This is a genomic window from Salsipaludibacter albus (genome assembly GCF_019798055.1).
In the GTDB taxonomy this organism is placed as follows: Bacteria; Actinomycetota; Nitriliruptoria; order Nitriliruptorales; family Nitriliruptoraceae; genus Salsipaludibacter; species Salsipaludibacter albus.
Genome location: NZ_JAHOPH010000042.1, coordinates 14,135 through 28,065, shown reverse-complemented (window position 1 = coordinate 28,065; position 13,931 = coordinate 14,135). Strand labels below are relative to the sequence as shown.

The following is a 13,931-nucleotide window of genomic DNA, read 5'->3' as shown; positions in this document are numbered from 1 at the left end:
CCGGCAACACCTTCGACGCCCACCGGGTCCTGCACCACGCCGCCGCGAACGGTCGACAGCACGAGGTCAAGGCACGCCTGCTGGCCGGCTACCACACCGAGGGCGTGGACGTCGCCGACCACGCGGAGCTGGTGCGGCTGGCGTCGGAGGGCGGGCTGGACGCCGACGACGTCCGCCGTGTCCTGGACTCCGGTGCACACGCCGACGACGTGCGGGCCGACCAGGCCCTCGCGCGCCAGTTCGGCATCCGCGGCGTCCCGTTCTTCGTCTTCGATCGGACCCACGGGCTGTCCGGTGCCCAACCCGTCGACGTGCTCGTCCGGGCACTGGACCAGGTGCACACAGGCGGCCGGCAACCGCAGGAAGTTCCTGCCGGACACGACCACGGCCCGGACGAGGCATGCGTCGGCGACTCCTGCCGGGTGTGACCTCGGCCCGTCGTCGTGTGCGGTGGTGGACCGGCGTCGCCTGACCCGGGGCCGAGCGTGAGCGACTCGGGCGCCGGCGTTCGCAGGCCCGCGAGCCGGGTCAGGATCCGGCGTCGGCGCCAGGACCGGTCGCGGCGCGGGCCAGGCGGCTGGCGTTGTCGTCCAGTCGTCGGGCCACGGCGGCCAGGCGGGTCCCCGGAGGATCGACTGCCCCGGACCGTCGTGCGTCCCCACGGGTCGGACGGACCGCCACCTCGACATCGTCCACCGTCCGGGCCGGGAGCAGCAGCACCGTCCCCGACAGGCGCAACAGCCGCAGACCGAACAGCCGTGCGACCAGGTCGGTCTCGACGACCACGCCCGCCGACAGGTCGGCGTCGCGGTCAGTCGCCACGCGAACCGGACGCCGCGTCGGACGTGGCACCGTTCGTCGTTCGCCCACGATCGCCGTACTCCTCCAGTCGTTGGGCCGCGAGCCGGGTCGCCACGCGCAACTGCTCGTAGCGTTCACGTCCCGCCTTCGTCCCGAGGACGTAGCCAGCACCGAACACGGCCAGGGTCACCTACTTCACGACGACTGCTCCTGGTTGTCGCGAACGGTCGAGACCAGGGCACTGGCGATCGACGCTCCGACGACGGCGCCCAGTGCCAGCAGCCCCCGCTTGCCCGCTCGCGTCGTCGAGGGATCGGTCACCATGTCGGTCACGCGTTCCCACGGGGTCCGTGGCTTCGCTCGGCGGAAGGGGTTCATGCGCGTTCCTGTTCGTGGTCGGGGGCGGGTCGGCAGTCGGTCACGACGAGGTGCCGTTCAGGGCGTCGACCAGTTCCTGCTTGGTCATGCTCGAACGACCGCTGACGTCGGCGGCGATCGCCAGGTCCAGCAACTCGTCCTTGGTGAGCTCGTCCAGCTCGCCGCCGGCGCCGTGCCGAGCGAGCTCGTCGGCCAGCTCGTCAGTGGCGTCGGCGACGTCCGACTGCAACCCCTCCGCAGCGGCGACCTCGGCCTCGACGTCGTCGGCGTCCCGCTGGGCGTCCGCGGCGAGCTCCTCGGCCTCCTTGCGGGCCCGGTCGGCGGCCTCACGGGCGGCCCTGGCCGCGTCGTCGGCGAGGGACCGGGCCTCGGCCAGGGCGTCGCCGGCGGCGACCAGGTCGTCCTCGGCTTGCTGCTGGGCCGCCTCTGCCCGGAGCCGGGCGGCCTCGCGGCGCTGCTCTGCAACCTGCTCCTCGTCGGCGACCGCTGCATCGGCTCGTTCCCGGGCGTCCCGGCGGGCGGCCTCGACCTGCTCGTCGGCCTCGGCCCGGGCCTGGGCGACCTGGTCATCGACCTCCTTGTCCTGCGTGGCGCGGACCTCGTCGAGCCGGTCGTCCTCGGCCTGGTCGACCTCCTCGACGTGTGCCGCCTGCTCCTGGGCCAGTTCCGCGGACTCCACGGCTCGGTCCTCGGCCTCGCGGGCACGTGCGGCGGCCTCGCGGGCGCGCTGCAGGCGCAACTCGACCGAGTCGTCGGCGCCGGGGACCGCGTCCTTGATCCCGGCACCGGCGCGGCGGGCGGCGTCGCGACCACCGCTGGCGACGGCGGACGCGGCGTCACGCGCACGGTCCCCCAGTCGATCCACCGGTCCGTCGTCCGACGCGGTGCCGTTGTCGTCGTGTGGCCCCATCACCTTGGCGGCGACCCATGCCGTGTTGCGGGGCAGGTCGCGGAAGCCGTGCGCAAGTCGGTTCAGCAGTCCGGTGTCGGCCATGGGATCCTCCGTCGGGGGGGTCGTCGAGAGGTCGTCGAGACGCACGCGAAGCAGGCCGGGCCCTCCCCGCAGTCCGGACGGGGGGTGGCGGGCCCCCCGTCCGGTGGGTGGCCGGACGGGGGGGCAGCGACCGGACGACCGGACCGGACGCCGCCTCGTACCGTTCGTCATCGAGCCCACGGCCGACCGTGTCCGGGCTCGAAACGGACACCTGATGAGCACGACGACCCCTGCCAGCGCCCCGGAGCGCCGCCTCCCCGACGGCCGCCCGACGGTCATGTCCGGTGGTCCCAGCCCGGTGCCCGAGCCACGGGGAGTTGCCACCGCTGCCCTGCTCGACCACCTCGCGGGACGGCCGGGTGGCACGTACGCCGGCCCGCTGCCCCAGGACGACCCGGTGACGGGCGAGGACGCGGCACTCGCCCTGTACCTGTGCTACGAACTGCACTACCGCGGCATCGAGGGGGTCGACGACGGGTGGGAGTGGGATCCCGGCCTGCTGGCCATGCGGGCCGAGCTCGAACGACGGTTCCTGGCCAGGGTGCGTGAGCTCGTCGGCGAGGTGCCTGACGTCGGTGACATCACCGCCTTCCTGAAGTCCCAGTTCGCCGGTCATGGCGAGGCACGGTCGGTGTCGGCGTGGTGCGAGCAGCACGGTGAATTGGTCCACCTGCGGGAGCAGGCCGTCCTGCGCTCGCCGTACCAGCTCAAGGAGGCCGACGCGCACACGTGGGCCATCCCCCGACTCCACGGGATCCCGAAGGCTGCCCTGGTCGAGATCCAGGCCGACGAGTACGGCCAGGGCGTCGCCAAGGACGTCCACGCCGAGCTGTTCGCACTGACCATGGAACGGCTCGGGCTCGAGCCCGCCTACGGCGCGCACCTCGACCTGGTCGGGGCCACGACCCTGTCCGGGGTGTCACTGGTCTCGCTGTTCGGCCTGCACCGACGCTGGCGTGGGGCCGCGGTCGGCCACCTCGCCCTGTTCGAGATGGCGTCGCCCCCGATCATGGCGACGCTCAGCGCCGCACTGCGGCGCCTGGGGTTCGACGAGTGGACCCGACTGTTCTACGACACCCACGTCGTCGCCGACGCCCACCACCAGACGGTGGCGGCCGAAGCACTTGCCGGCGGGCTGGTCCAACAGGACCCCCGGCTGGCCCGCGACGTCGCGTTCGGGGCGCTTGCGCTCGAGGCGCTCGAGGCCCTGGCGACCGACGAGACCCTCGACGCGTGGGAGGCCGGACGATCCGCCCTGCGCCAGCCGCTCCCGACGATCGACGCCGCACCCGGCCAGGAGGCCGAGCCGGTGCCTGCCGAGGATCCCCGCGACCGGTCCTGACCCTGTCGGGTGGCGACCGGTGGCGCGGGAAGGCATCCTCGTGGCAGTCGTCCACGACCGGTCAGGAGGCGGCATGGGCTGGCAGGACCTCCAGGACGCGGAGCCGGAGCTGGCACGGTTCGGCGCGGCACGACTCGGTGGGGGTGGTCCCTCGTTCCTCGCAACGGTCGGCGAGGACGGCGCGCCTCGCGTCCACCCGGTCACGCCGATCCTCGCGCCGGGGCGCCTGTTCGTGTTCATGGAGCCCACCTCGCCCAAGGGCCGCGACCTCGAGCGCGGCAGTGGCTACGCCCTGCACGGCCCGGTCGAGGACCACGCGGGTGGGAGTGGCGAGTTCCGGGTCCGCGGACACGGTCGCCCGGTCACCGACCCGGACGTACGGGCCGAGGCCGTCGCGCACGCCACCTACGACCCGGCCGACCGCTACGTGTTGTTCGAGCTGTCCCTCGACGATGCCTTCGCGACGGAGTACGTCGACGGCGAGCCGATCCGGCGCCACTGGGCGAGACCACGCGAGGCGGCAGGCGATCGAGCGGACCTCACCCGAGGGCGATCATGACGATGGTCAGCGCGGTGCAGCCGACGTAGACCCTCGCGGCGGCCAGCGCGCTGCCGCCTGCCTGGGCCGGGTGACCGCGCGCGTCAGTGGACGTGGAAGGGCAGGCCGGCGGCGGACATCCAGGCCTCGCCCAGGGCCTCGTAGAGGGTCGGATGGGCGTGGCTGATCGCGCCGAGCTCCTCGGGCAGGGCACCCCACGACGTGGCCAGTGCACCCTCGGCGACCAGGTCGGTGGCGTGCGGGCCGACGACGTGCACCCCCAGCACCTCGCCGGTGGCGCCGGGGGCGACCCCGGGGCCGTCGCGCAGCGCGATGACCTTGGCGAAGCCCTTCGAGCCCGCGATGATGCCCTTGGCATTGCCCATCAGCGACACCGTGGTCGACGAGACGGCCTCGTCCCCGTGCTGCTCGACCGCCTGGGCCTCGGTCAGGCCGACCGAGGCCGCCTCCGGGTGGCAGTAGGTGACCCGGGGCGTGTGGGTGTGGTCCACCGGGACGACGTCGTCGACGCCGGCGATCCGGTCGGCGACGACGAAGCCCTCGACGAACGCGGCGTGGGCGAGCGCCAGGGTGGGCAGGACGTCACCGACCGCCCACACGCCGTCGGTGGCCGTGGCGCCGTACGCATCGGCCACGACGAACCCGCGGTCGTCGAGCAGGTCGTCGATCCCGAGGTCGTCGGTCCGGGGTGCCCGGCCGACCGCCACCAGGACGCAGTCGACCTCCAGCGTCGTGGTCGAGCCGTCCGCGTCGATCGTGACCGTGGCCACGTCGCCGTCGACCTCCACGGCCGAGACGGTCGCGCCGGTGTGGACGTCGATGCCACGCGACCGGTAGGCCTTGGCGACGGCGTCGGAGACGTCGGCGTCCTCCAGTGGCAGGACCCGGTCCAGTGCCTCGACGATCGTGACCTCGGTGCCCATCGGCGCCCACATCGAGGCGAACTCCATGCCGATCGCCCCGGCGCCGATGATGACGGCCCGGCCCGGTGCCTCGGTGAAGTGCACCGCGTCGTCGGAGGTCTGCACGACCCTGCCGTCGACCTCGATGCTGGGCAGCCCACGCACCCGCGAGCCGGTGGCGATCACCACGTGGCGGCCCTCGACGCGCTGCTCCTCGCCGTCCGGCCCGGTCACGGCGACGACGCCGGCCTCGACCAGGCGGCCGCGGCCCTCGAACAGTGTCGTGCGCTGGCGGGCCAGCCCGACCAGGCCCTTGTGGAGCCGGTCCACGACACCGTGTCGGAAGGCCGCCAGCTCGTCACCGTCGATCCCGTTGAGCGTCAGGTCCAGCCCCATGACGGGGCCACGCTCGACCTCCTCGAGCAGCTCGGCGACGTGCAACGACGCCTTGGACGGGATGCAGCCCCAGTGCAGGCAGGTCCCGCCGACCTTGGCCTGCTCGACCATGGCCACGTCCAGCCCGCGCGCCGCCGCGCGGAACGCGGTCGCGTATCCGCCCGGCCCACCGCCGACCACGACGACGTCGAAGGTCCGTCCGTCCGCCACCGCGCTCACAGGTGCAGCAGCAGGTTCGCGGGCGACTGGCACAGCTCGGCGACGTAGGTCGTGAACCGACCGGCCTCGCCACCGTCGGCGACGCGGTGGTCGAACGCCAGCGTGAACGAGCACACCCGGCGGGCCACGATCTCGCCGTCGACGACCCACGGCCGTTCGCGGATGGCGCCCATGCCGAGGATGCCGACCTCGGGCGTGTTGATGATCGGGTTGCCGTCGTCGTTGCCGAAGAAGCCGTAGTTGTCCACGGTGAAGGTCCCACCGGTCAGCTCGCCCGGCGTGATCGACCCGTCCCGGCACTTCGCGGCCAGCGCGGCGGCCTCGGCCGCCAGCTGCAGGGTGGACTTCGCATGCGCGTCGTCGATCACCGGGACCATCAGCCCGCGGTCGGTGTCGACGGCGACGCCCAGGTGGATCGGCTCGTGCAGCGTGATCGACCCGTGCTCGCCCGCAGCGACATCGAAGCTCGCGTTGAGGGTCGGGAACCGCCGCAGGGCCAGCACGGTGGCACGCATCACGAGCGCCATCGGCGTGATCTTGACGTCGTAGCCCTCCGCTCGTGCGGCCGTCGTGAGCTGCTTGCGGACCTCCCACAGCTCGGTCAGGTCGGCGTCGGTGCGGCACAGGGCGTGGGGGATCTCCCGTCGCGACTGTTCCATCTTGGCGATGATGCGCTTGCGGACACCACGCACCTGCTCGACCTCGCCGGGCGTACGACCGCGGAACCCCGGCACGGCCTTCTCGCCGGCCGACCCGGTGAACACGGGGACGTCGGCGGCCGGTGCGGACGGCTCCGGGCGCGGGGCCGAGACGGCCTGCTCGGTCTGGTCCTGTTCCACGGGGGCCTGGGTGGCCACGATGTCGGCCGCCGCGGCGGCGCGCACGTCGTCGCGGGTGATCACGCCACCGTCACCGCTGCCCGGGGCGATCGACGCGAGCTCGACCCCCAGGTCCCTGGCGAGCTTGCGGACCGGCGGCTTGGCCAGCACGGCCGCGTCCTCGACCTCCGACGCCTCGACCTGGGCAGCCGCGTCGCCACCGCGGCGCCGCCGACGGCGACCACCGCCGCCACCACCCCGGTCGCCGTAGCCGACCAGGGGCTGCGGCTCGCTCTCTGCGTCCAGTCCCGTCGACGGGACCATGTCCTCGCTCGCCGACTCGGCCATCTCCGCGTCGGGCTGGGCGGCTTCGTCATCACCGGCCGGAGCCGGCGCATCACCGGCGACGGCACCCTCCGGCCCACCGACGTCGATGCGCAGGAAGACCGTGCCGACCTCCATGGTCTGGCCCAGGTCACCGACGCGTTCGACAATGGTGCCGGCGAACGGTGACGGGACGTCGACGATCGCCTTGGCGGTCTCGACGGAGGCGACGGTCGCGTTGAGCTCGATCACGTCACCCACCTCGACGTGCCACTCGACGATCTCGCCCTCCTCGAGACCCTCACCCAGGTCGGGGAGCTTGAAGTCGCGGACGGAGGTTTCGGCCATGGTGGTGCTCCTGTGCTCGCCACGGCCCCGAGGATCCCGCAGGACGGGTCCGGGGCTCAGATTCAGTGTCGTCGCTGCGCGACTCATTGCCTTCAATCGCCTCGCTCACAAGGCAAACCCCGCCTTGCGGACTCGGCTCAATCGTCAGTAGTCCAGTGCTTCCTCGACCCGGTCGAGGATCCGGTCCACGTCGGGCAACCAGAACTCCTCGAGCATGGCGGGCGGGTAGGGCGTGTCGTAGCCGGTGGCCCGCAGGATCGGTGCCTCCAGGTGGTAGAAGGCCTCCTGCTGCATCCGCGCGGCGATCTCGGCCGCCGGGCCCAGCGACTGGGCGGCCTCGTGCACCACGACCATGCGCCCGGTCCGCTGCAGCGACGCGACCAGCGTGTCGGTGTCGATCGGCGACAGCGAGCGCAGGTCGACGACCTCCAGTGACCAGCCCTCCTCCTCGGCGGCGTCGGCCGCCTCCATGGCGGTCTTGAGCATCGGCCCGTAGGCCACGACCGTCACGTCGGTGCCAGGGCGTCGCACGACCGCCTTGTGGAGCGGCTCGGTCGTCACCGGCAGCTCGAGGTCGTCCTTCATCCAGTAGCGACGCTTGGGCTCGAGCACGATCACGGGGTCGTCGGCGGCGATGGCGGCGCGGGTCATCGCGTAGCCGTCCGCCACGGTGCCGGGCGACACGACCTTCAGTCCGGCCGTGTGGGCCCAGTAGGTCTCGGGCGACTCGGAGTGGTGCTCGACCGCCCCGATGCCACCGCCGAACGGGATCCGGACCGTGACCGGCAGCTTGACCCGGCCCCGGGAGCGGTTGCGCATCTTGGCGAGGTGGGACGTGAACTGCTCGAACGCGGGGTAGGCGAAGCCGTCGAACTGCATCTCGGCGACCGGGCGGAAGCCGTACATGGCCAGCCCGATCGCGGTGCCGATGATGCCGGACTCGGCCAGCGGCGTGTCGTAGACACGGTCGGTCCCGAAGGTCTCCTGGAGGGTGTCGGTGACCCGGAACACCCCGCCGAGCTTGCCGACGTCCTCGCCGAACATGAGCACCCGGTCGTCGGCCTCCATGGCATCGTGGATGCCGCGGTTGATGGCCTGCGCGAGCGTGACCGTCATGCCGACACCTCCCCGTCGCGCGCGGCCAGTTCGGTGGCCAGCACCTCGCGCTGGCGCTCGAAGTGGCCGGTGTCGTCGACGTAGACGTGCTCGAACAGCTCCATCGGGTCGCCGTGCGGGGCCTCGTAGATCTCGTCGCGCATCCGCGTGGCCTCGGCAGCGGCCTCGGCCTCGACCTGCTCGCCCAGGTCGGCGTCCAGCAGGCCCTCCTTCTCGAGGAAGAGCTTGTAGCGCACGATCGGGTCGGTCTTGGCTGCCTCCTCCTCTTCCTGCCTGGTGCGGTAGCGGCTCGGGTCGTCGGAGGTGGTGTGCGCCTCCATGCGATACGTCAGCGCCTCGATCAGGGCCGGACCGGCACCGCTGCGGGCACGGTCGACGGCCTTGCGGGTCACGGCATAGGTGGCCAGGACGTCGTTGCCGTCGCAGTGGTGACCCGGCATGCCGTAGCCGACCGCCTTGTGGGCCAGCGTCGGCGCCGCGGTCTGCTGGTCCAGCGGCACCGAGATCGCCCACTGGTTGTTCTGGACGAAGAACACGACCGGGGCCTTGAACACGCCCGCGAAGGTCATCGCCTCGTGCGGGTCGCCCTCGGAGGTGGCCCCATCCCCGAAGTAGGCCATCGTGACGATCGGGTTGTCGTCGAACTTCGCGCCCATGGCGAAGCCGGCGGCGTGCAGCGCCTGGGTCCCGATCGGGATCGAGTACAGCGCGAAGTGGTGCTCGTAGGGATCGTGGTCGCTCAGCCACGTCCCGCGGAACAGGTGCAGCATCTTGCCGGTGTCCACGCCCCGGGTGACCGCCGCGCCCATCTCGCGGTAGGACGGGAAGACCCAGTCCTCCTCGGACAGCGCGAACGCGCCGCCGACCTGTGCCGCCTCCTGGCCCAGCAACGAGGCGTACACGCCCAGCTGGCCCTGGCGCTGGAGGTTGATCGCCTCGCGGTCGACCTTCCGGGTGACGACCATGTGGCGGTACAGCATCCGCAACTGGTCGTCGTCGAGGTCGACCGGGTGGTCCGGGTCCTCGTGGTACGTGCCGTCCGGGTCCAGCAGGTGGACCGGCTCGGCCGGTGGCAGCAGGGTGGAGGGATCGACATCCCCCGCGGGTTGGCTCGCGCCCACGTCAGGCTCCTTGACAATCGTCGTCGCACGCCGGGATCGCCAGCGAGGCGAAGGGACTTCGGGGTCCGTGGGCCGTGGACGAGATCGTCGTCCGCACGGGCCGCGTCACCGGGCGACACCCGGCACGACCCCACACCTCCAACACTACTGGCCACGGCGAGTTCGCGTGGGGTCGTTCGGGCACGCAGGTGCTCGCAGGTACCCGTACCGGCCCTTCGGCGTCGCCGACGTGCCTAGACTCGGCGTCCGGACCGGACACGCCCGGTCTCGCACACCGAAGGGTCTCCGCATGCGCATCGCCGTCGGCTACCTGCGTTCCGACGAGGGGCGGGCCGCCCTCGAGGCGGCCATCGCCGAGGTCGAGCAGCGCGGCGGCACACTCGTCATCGTCCACTCGATGCGTGGTGGTGAGCGTGACGAGGCCGAGGTCGTGCACGAGTACGACCGCGCACTGGAGGCCGTCACCGACGACCTGGCGGCGCGGGGGGTCCCGCACGAGGTCAAGCGCTACGCCCGCGGTGGCAGCCCGGCCGAGGACCTGCTCCAGACCGCCCACGACGAGGACGTCGACCTGCTGGTCATCGGGATCCGGCGACGCTCCCCCGTCGGCAAGCTCTTGTTGGGCTCCAACTCCCAGGACATCATCCTGCAGGCCGACTGCCCCGTGCTGGCGGTCAAGCCACCCCGGGACTAGACCGACCCCGGTCCACCCGGTCACCGACCGCGACCAATCCGCACCGCCTCCTCCGGCGAACCACCACCGACCATGCGACGAACGGGGCCGGACATCGCGAGGAGGCGGGATCACCATGCATGCCCGCGTCGACACGACCACCGACCCCACCGACCTGCTTCCCCCACGGGCAGCAGGCTGGTTCACTGGTGACGGCCGGCCCTGCACGACCACCGGCCACCCCGCCCGTACGCTCACGGGCACCCCACTGACCCGTCCGTCGATCTCGAGGAGCCCCGGTGACCGAGTCCGGCCGCCTCGAGCCGGTGGACGACTCCGTCGACGCGTTGCTGGTCCGCACTGGCCAGGGCGATCGGGAGGCCTTCGAGATCCTCTACGACCGGTTCGTGCCCCGCGTCTTCGGGCTCGTGAAGAAGGTCGTGCGGGATCCGACACTGTCCCGGGACACCACGCAGGACGTGCTCACCGAGCTGTGGCGGACCGCGCCCCGCTTCGACCCGGAGCGTGGCAACGCGGTTGCCTGGATCCTCACCCTGGCCCATCGTCGCGCCGTGGACACCGTGCGTCGCGAGCAGTCGGCCCGGGACCGGGCCGACGTGGTCGGACGTCGGGAGGACGCCCAGCGACCCTTCGACGACGTGTCGGAGGCGGTCACCATGAGTGACGAGCATGCGCAGGTTCGACGGGCCCTCGACGTCCTGACCGACCTGCAACGACAGGCCATCGAGCTGGCCTACTTCGACGGGATGACCTACCGCGAGGTGTCCGAACGGCTCGACGTGCCCCTGGGCACGATCAAGACACGGATGCGTGACGGCATGATCAGGCTGCGAGACGCGTTGGAGGTGGCGACATGAACGACGACACCGCCGCCGTGCACGACCTCGCCGCCGTGTATGCGCTCGACGCCCTGCCGCCCGACGAGGCGACGGCGTTCGAGGCGCACCTGGCGACCTGCGCGGCCTGCACCGAGGAGGTCGCGTCACTGCAGGAAGTGACCGCGGACCTTGCCGGCATGACCGAGACCGCCCCGCCACCCGAGCTGCGGGCGTCGGTGCTGGACGCCATCACCGACCTCGAGCAGGTCGCCGCCCCCACGGCCGGCGCGACCGGTGCCACCAACGGCGCCGACCCCGACGAGGGGGAATCCTCCACCGTCGTGTCGATCCGACCCGACGCCACCGATCCGCCACCGGAGGACCACGACGCGCGAGCCGACCAGGCCGAGCCGATGGCGCAGGTCGTCCCCCTGGCGGACTACCGACGGGCCCGTTCGACGACCCGCATCCTGACCGGCATCGCAGCCGCCCTCGTGCTGGTCGCCGGCGCCCTGGGCGTGTGGGCGGGCGACCTCAGTGGCCAGGTGGACGACCTGTCCGGCCAGGTCGGCGACCTCGACCAGCAGGTCGTGGCGCTCGACAGCCAGTTGCAGGACCGCGAGGCCGTGGCCGCGCAGGTCACCTCCGTGCTCAACGCCCCGGACGCCGAACTGATCAACGAGACGGGCTCGTCACTGATCCTGTCCGCGGACCAGGGCCGGGCAGTGTTCGCACCCGGCGCCCTGTCGGCACCCGGCGAGGACCAGGTGCTGCAGATGTGGGTGATCGACGACTCCGGCGCGACCTCGGCCGGCCTGGTCGAGGACCCGACCACGCCGACCCTGCTGGAGATCCCGGTGCCCGAGGGCGCGATCGTCGGCGTGACCGCCGAGCCGTCCGGCGGCTCCGACCAGCCCACCTCCGACCCCCTGGTCGCCTTCGCCACCTGAGTCCGCACCCCCCGCCCGAGCGTGACCCGTTCGTGCAACAACCTGCAGGATCCCTTCACGCTCGACAGGCTGGTCTTCCTGCCTCGGAAGCCAGGCCAAGAACGAGCGGAGCGAGTTCTTGAAACCTGACCGAGCGAAGCGAGCGTCAGGCGCGGAGCGAGTTCTTGAAACCTGACCGAGCGGAGCGAGGTCAGGCGCGGAGCGAGGTCAGGCGCCCATGGCGTGGACGCCGCCGTCGACGTGGAGGATCTCGCCGGTGACCGCCGGCGTCCAGTCGCTCAGCAGGGCGACGATGTTGCGCCCGACCGGCTCGGCGTCACGCAGGTCCCACGGCAGGGCCGCACGCGCACCCCACACCTCGTCGAACTGCGAGAAGCCGTCGATCGACCGAGCCGCCATGGTGTTGAGCGGTCCGGCTGCGATGAGGTTGACCCGGATCCCGTCCGGCCCCAGCTCACGCGCGAGGTACCGGGACAGCGACTCCAGGCCGGCCTTGGCCACGCCCATCCAGTTGTAGCCGGGCCAGGCCACGGTGGCGTCGAAGTCCAGCCCGACCATCGATGCGCCGTCCGCGGCGACCATCAGCGGGCGGAACGCACGGGCCAGCACGGCCAGCGAGTAGGTCGACACCTGCAGGGCCGTCGCGACGTCCTCCCACGGCGCCTCGAGGAAGTCCTCCCCCAGGCACGATGCGGGGGCGAACCCGATCGCGTGCACGATCCCGTCCACCCGGCCCCAGCGCTCGGTGAGCTCGGCGACGACCGCTTCGACGTCGTCGGGGTTGGTCACGTCGAGCTCGAGCACGTCGGGCCGCTCCGGGAGCCGCTTGGCGCTTCGCTCGGTGAGCTTGCGGCCGCGGCCGAACCCGGTGAGGACGATCTCGGCGCCCTCCTCCTGGGCCAGGCGGGCGGCCTGGAAGGCGATCGACCGGGGATCGAGCACACCGGTGACGAGGATCTTCTTGCCGTCGAGGAGCATGTCAGCCTCTCGTGTCTGGGGAGGATTGGGCAGGGTCGTACGGGGCGGACGGCGGTCCGACGACGACGGCCATGGCGACGCCACCGTCGTGGCTCATCGAGACCGACAGGTCGCTCGGTGCGCCGTCGATCCACAGCCGTGGGCTCCCGTCGGGCTCGCGACGGACCTCGGTGGCGTGGAAGCCCAGCCGAAGGTCCCCCAGCGCCTTGCGGGCGGCCTCCTTGGCGGCGAAGCGGGCGGCGAGTCGTTCCAGCTCGACGTCGGAGCCGGCCGTCACCCCGCCACGGCGGGCGTCCTCCTGCTCGACCGCGGTGAACAGGCGGTCGCGCATGCCGGATCGGCGGGCGAGGCTGGCCTGGAACCGGGCCAGGTCGACGATGTCGCAACCGACCCGCATCACGGCCGGTCCGGACCGGGGTCGGTGCCCTCGGGGCCGCCCACGGGGGCGAACTCGTCAGCGGCGTCGGCACCGGAGAGCTCGGCCAGGACCTCCTGGAGGTGGCGGTTGAACCGGCGACGCGACGCGGGCGTGGGCTCCGGTGGGGCGATCTGGGGGCCGAACCGGATCGACACGCTCCCCCCCTGCCAGCGCGGCTTCGAACCGGTGGGCCACACCTCGTACGTTCCGACCACGGCCGCCGGGACGACCGGGACGGCGGCCTCGGCGGCCAGGCGCGAGACGCCGGACCGTGGCCGGTAGACCCGACCGTCCCGTGAACGCGAGCCCTCCGGGTAGACCACGACGGCCTCACCGCGATCGAGCAGTGCCCCGATCATCGACAGCGCGTGGGTGTCCGCCTGGCCACGCCTGACCCCGACCATGCCCAGCTTGGGCAGCAGCGGCCCGAGCACGGGCCAGGCCTCCAGTCGTTCGTCGCCCAGGAAGTAGACCGGCCGCTGCAGGGCTGCCCCCAGGGCCATCGAGTCGGCATGCGAGGCGTGGGTCGACGCGATCAGCACGGCGCCGGTCGGCGGGACGTGGTGCTCGTCACGGACCTGGAGTCCGAGCCACGCCCGCAGGGTGGGACGGACCACGGCCCGGGCCAGGGACCGGGCGCCGGGCACCACGGTGTCGACCTCGACACCATCGGATGCGGCGCCCGAGGGGCCGTCGGAGGTCTCGCCCGAGGGCTCGTCGGCGGGCTCCGCCCCACCACCACGCCTGCCCACCAC

At 72.4% G+C, this 13,931-nt stretch carries 17 protein-coding genes; 6 read left to right on the top strand and 11 right to left on the bottom strand.

The window, feature by feature from the left end; translation table 11 throughout:
- The coding region (locus KR546_RS17305) for a DsbA family oxidoreductase (protein WP_238445972.1) at positions 1-428 on the top strand (428 nt) is incomplete at its 5' end.
- A gap of 100 nt (positions 429-528) precedes the next feature.
- Here the strand turns inward: KR546_RS17305 and KR546_RS17300 are convergent.
- The 4 genes from KR546_RS17300 to KR546_RS17285 are packed head-to-tail and all read right to left on the bottom strand — an operon-like array spanning position 529 to position 2,173.
- A complete protein-coding gene (locus tag KR546_RS17300) occupies positions 529-822 on the bottom strand; it encodes a hypothetical protein (protein ID WP_238445971.1) in 294 nt (97 codons plus the stop codon).
- The gene (locus KR546_RS17295; RefSeq protein WP_238445970.1) at positions 812-991 is read right to left on the bottom strand and encodes a hypothetical protein; all 180 of its coding nucleotides are present in this window, start codon (positions 989-991) and stop codon (positions 812-814) included. The genes KR546_RS17300 and KR546_RS17295 overlap by 11 nt, the downstream gene beginning before the upstream one ends.
- Before the next feature lie 5 nt (positions 992-996).
- On the bottom strand, positions 997-1,179 hold the full coding sequence (locus KR546_RS17290; RefSeq protein ID WP_238445969.1) for a hypothetical protein: 183 nt from the start codon (positions 1,177-1,179) through the stop codon (positions 997-999).
- Between the two features lie 40 nt (positions 1,180-1,219).
- Positions 1,220-2,173, bottom strand: a complete 954-nt coding sequence (locus KR546_RS17285; protein ID WP_238445968.1) for a Rho termination factor N-terminal domain-containing protein — start codon at positions 2,171-2,173, stop codon at positions 1,220-1,222.
- A 214-nt stretch (positions 2,174-2,387) separates the two neighbouring features.
- On the opposite strand from KR546_RS17285, the gene KR546_RS17280 reads away from it, so the two are divergent.
- Entirely contained in the window at positions 2,388-3,515 is a 1,128-nt protein-coding gene (locus tag KR546_RS17280) for an iron-containing redox enzyme family protein (protein ID WP_238445967.1), read from the top strand.
- A 73-nt stretch (positions 3,516-3,588) separates the two neighbouring features.
- A complete protein-coding gene (locus KR546_RS17275) occupies positions 3,589-4,074 on the top strand; it encodes a pyridoxamine 5'-phosphate oxidase family protein (protein WP_238445966.1) in 486 nt (161 codons plus the stop codon).
- Positions 4,075-4,157: 83 nt separating this feature from the next.
- On the opposite strand, the gene lpdA is transcribed toward KR546_RS17275, so the two are convergent.
- The 4 genes from lpdA to pdhA form a co-directional block, all read right to left on the bottom strand.
- Positions 4,158-5,582 carry a dihydrolipoyl dehydrogenase gene (lpdA, locus tag KR546_RS17270; protein ID WP_238445965.1) on the bottom strand — a complete coding sequence of 475 codons (1,425 nt, stop codon included), beginning with the start codon at positions 5,580-5,582 and terminating at the stop codon, positions 4,158-4,160.
- 5 nt (positions 5,583-5,587) lie between these two features.
- Positions 5,588-7,081: a dihydrolipoamide acetyltransferase family protein gene (locus KR546_RS17265; protein WP_238445964.1), complete on the bottom strand. Its 1,494-nt coding sequence runs from the start codon at positions 7,079-7,081 to the stop codon at positions 5,588-5,590.
- A 144-nt stretch (positions 7,082-7,225) separates the two neighbouring features.
- On the bottom strand, positions 7,226-8,197 hold the full coding sequence (locus KR546_RS17260; protein ID WP_238445963.1) for an alpha-ketoacid dehydrogenase subunit beta: 972 nt from the start codon (positions 8,195-8,197) through the stop codon (positions 7,226-7,228).
- Complete coding sequence (gene pdhA / locus KR546_RS17255) at positions 8,194-9,318, bottom strand: pyruvate dehydrogenase (acetyl-transferring) E1 component subunit alpha (RefSeq protein ID WP_238445962.1); 1,125 nt, start codon at positions 9,316-9,318, stop codon at positions 8,194-8,196. Before pdhA ends, KR546_RS17260 begins: the two co-directional genes overlap by 4 nt.
- A 289-nt stretch (positions 9,319-9,607) precedes the next feature.
- Here pdhA and KR546_RS17250 point away from each other — a divergent pair, with 289 nt between their 5' ends.
- The 3 genes from KR546_RS17250 (at position 9,608) to KR546_RS17240 (ending at position 11,780) form a co-directional block, all read left to right on the top strand.
- Positions 9,608-10,012, top strand: coding sequence for a universal stress protein (locus KR546_RS17250; protein WP_238445961.1), 405 nt, complete (start codon positions 9,608-9,610; stop codon positions 10,010-10,012).
- Positions 10,013-10,290: 278 nt separating this feature from the next.
- On the top strand, positions 10,291-10,869 hold the full coding sequence (sigK, locus tag KR546_RS17245; protein WP_238445960.1) for an ECF RNA polymerase sigma factor SigK: 579 nt from the start codon (positions 10,291-10,293) through the stop codon (positions 10,867-10,869).
- Positions 10,866-11,780 (top strand): anti-sigma factor, encoded by a 915-nt coding sequence (locus KR546_RS17240; RefSeq protein ID WP_238445959.1) that lies wholly within the window; start codon positions 10,866-10,868, stop codon positions 11,778-11,780. Before sigK ends, KR546_RS17240 begins: the two co-directional genes overlap by 4 nt.
- 207 nt (positions 11,781-11,987) lie before the next feature.
- On the opposite strand, the gene fabI is transcribed toward KR546_RS17240, so the two are convergent.
- From fabI to KR546_RS17225, 3 genes are read right to left on the bottom strand one after another with little or no spacing between them, the layout of a single operon-like run.
- Positions 11,988-12,758 carry an enoyl-ACP reductase FabI gene (gene fabI / locus KR546_RS17235; protein ID WP_238445958.1) on the bottom strand — a complete coding sequence of 257 codons (771 nt, stop codon included), beginning with the start codon at positions 12,756-12,758 and terminating at the stop codon, positions 11,988-11,990.
- A gap of 1 nt (position 12,759) precedes the next feature.
- Entirely contained in the window at positions 12,760-13,155 is a 396-nt protein-coding gene (locus KR546_RS17230) for a 4'-phosphopantetheinyl transferase superfamily protein (protein ID WP_238445973.1), read from the bottom strand.
- Positions 13,155-13,928, bottom strand: coding sequence for a lysophospholipid acyltransferase family protein (locus KR546_RS17225; RefSeq protein WP_238445957.1), 774 nt, complete (start codon positions 13,926-13,928; stop codon positions 13,155-13,157). The genes KR546_RS17230 and KR546_RS17225 overlap by 1 nt, the downstream gene beginning before the upstream one ends.
- Between the last annotated feature and the right edge of the window lie 3 nt (positions 13,929-13,931).

Excerpts from the sequence above, each read along its gene's own strand:
- KR546_RS17265 (WP_238445964.1), bottom strand. The coding sequence starts at position 7,081 with ATGGCCGAAACCTCCGTCCGCGACTTCAAGCTCCCCGACCTGGGTGAG.
- KR546_RS17280 (WP_238445967.1), top strand. The coding sequence starts at position 2,388 with ATGAGCACGACGACCCCTGCCAGCGCCCCGGAGCGCCGCCTCCCCGAC.
- KR546_RS17250 (WP_238445961.1), top strand. The coding sequence starts at position 9,608 with ATGCGCATCGCCGTCGGCTACCTGCGTTCCGACGAGGGGCGGGCCGCC.
- KR546_RS17230 (WP_238445973.1), bottom strand. The coding sequence starts at position 13,155 with ATGCGGGTCGGTTGCGACATCGTCGACCTGGCCCGGTTCCAGGCCAGC.
- KR546_RS17260 (WP_238445963.1), bottom strand. The coding sequence starts at position 8,197 with ATGACGGTCACGCTCGCGCAGGCCATCAACCGCGGCATCCACGATGCC.
- KR546_RS17240 (WP_238445959.1), top strand. The coding sequence starts at position 10,866 with ATGAACGACGACACCGCCGCCGTGCACGACCTCGCCGCCGTGTATGCG.
- fabI (WP_238445958.1), bottom strand. The coding sequence starts at position 12,758 with ATGCTCCTCGACGGCAAGAAGATCCTCGTCACCGGTGTGCTCGATCCC.
- KR546_RS17290 (WP_238445969.1), bottom strand. The coding sequence starts at position 1,179 with ATGAACCCCTTCCGCCGAGCGAAGCCACGGACCCCGTGGGAACGCGTG.
- KR546_RS17285 (WP_238445968.1), bottom strand. The coding sequence starts at position 2,173 with ATGGCCGACACCGGACTGCTGAACCGACTTGCGCACGGCTTCCGCGAC.
- KR546_RS17275 (WP_238445966.1), top strand. The coding sequence starts at position 3,589 with ATGGGCTGGCAGGACCTCCAGGACGCGGAGCCGGAGCTGGCACGGTTC.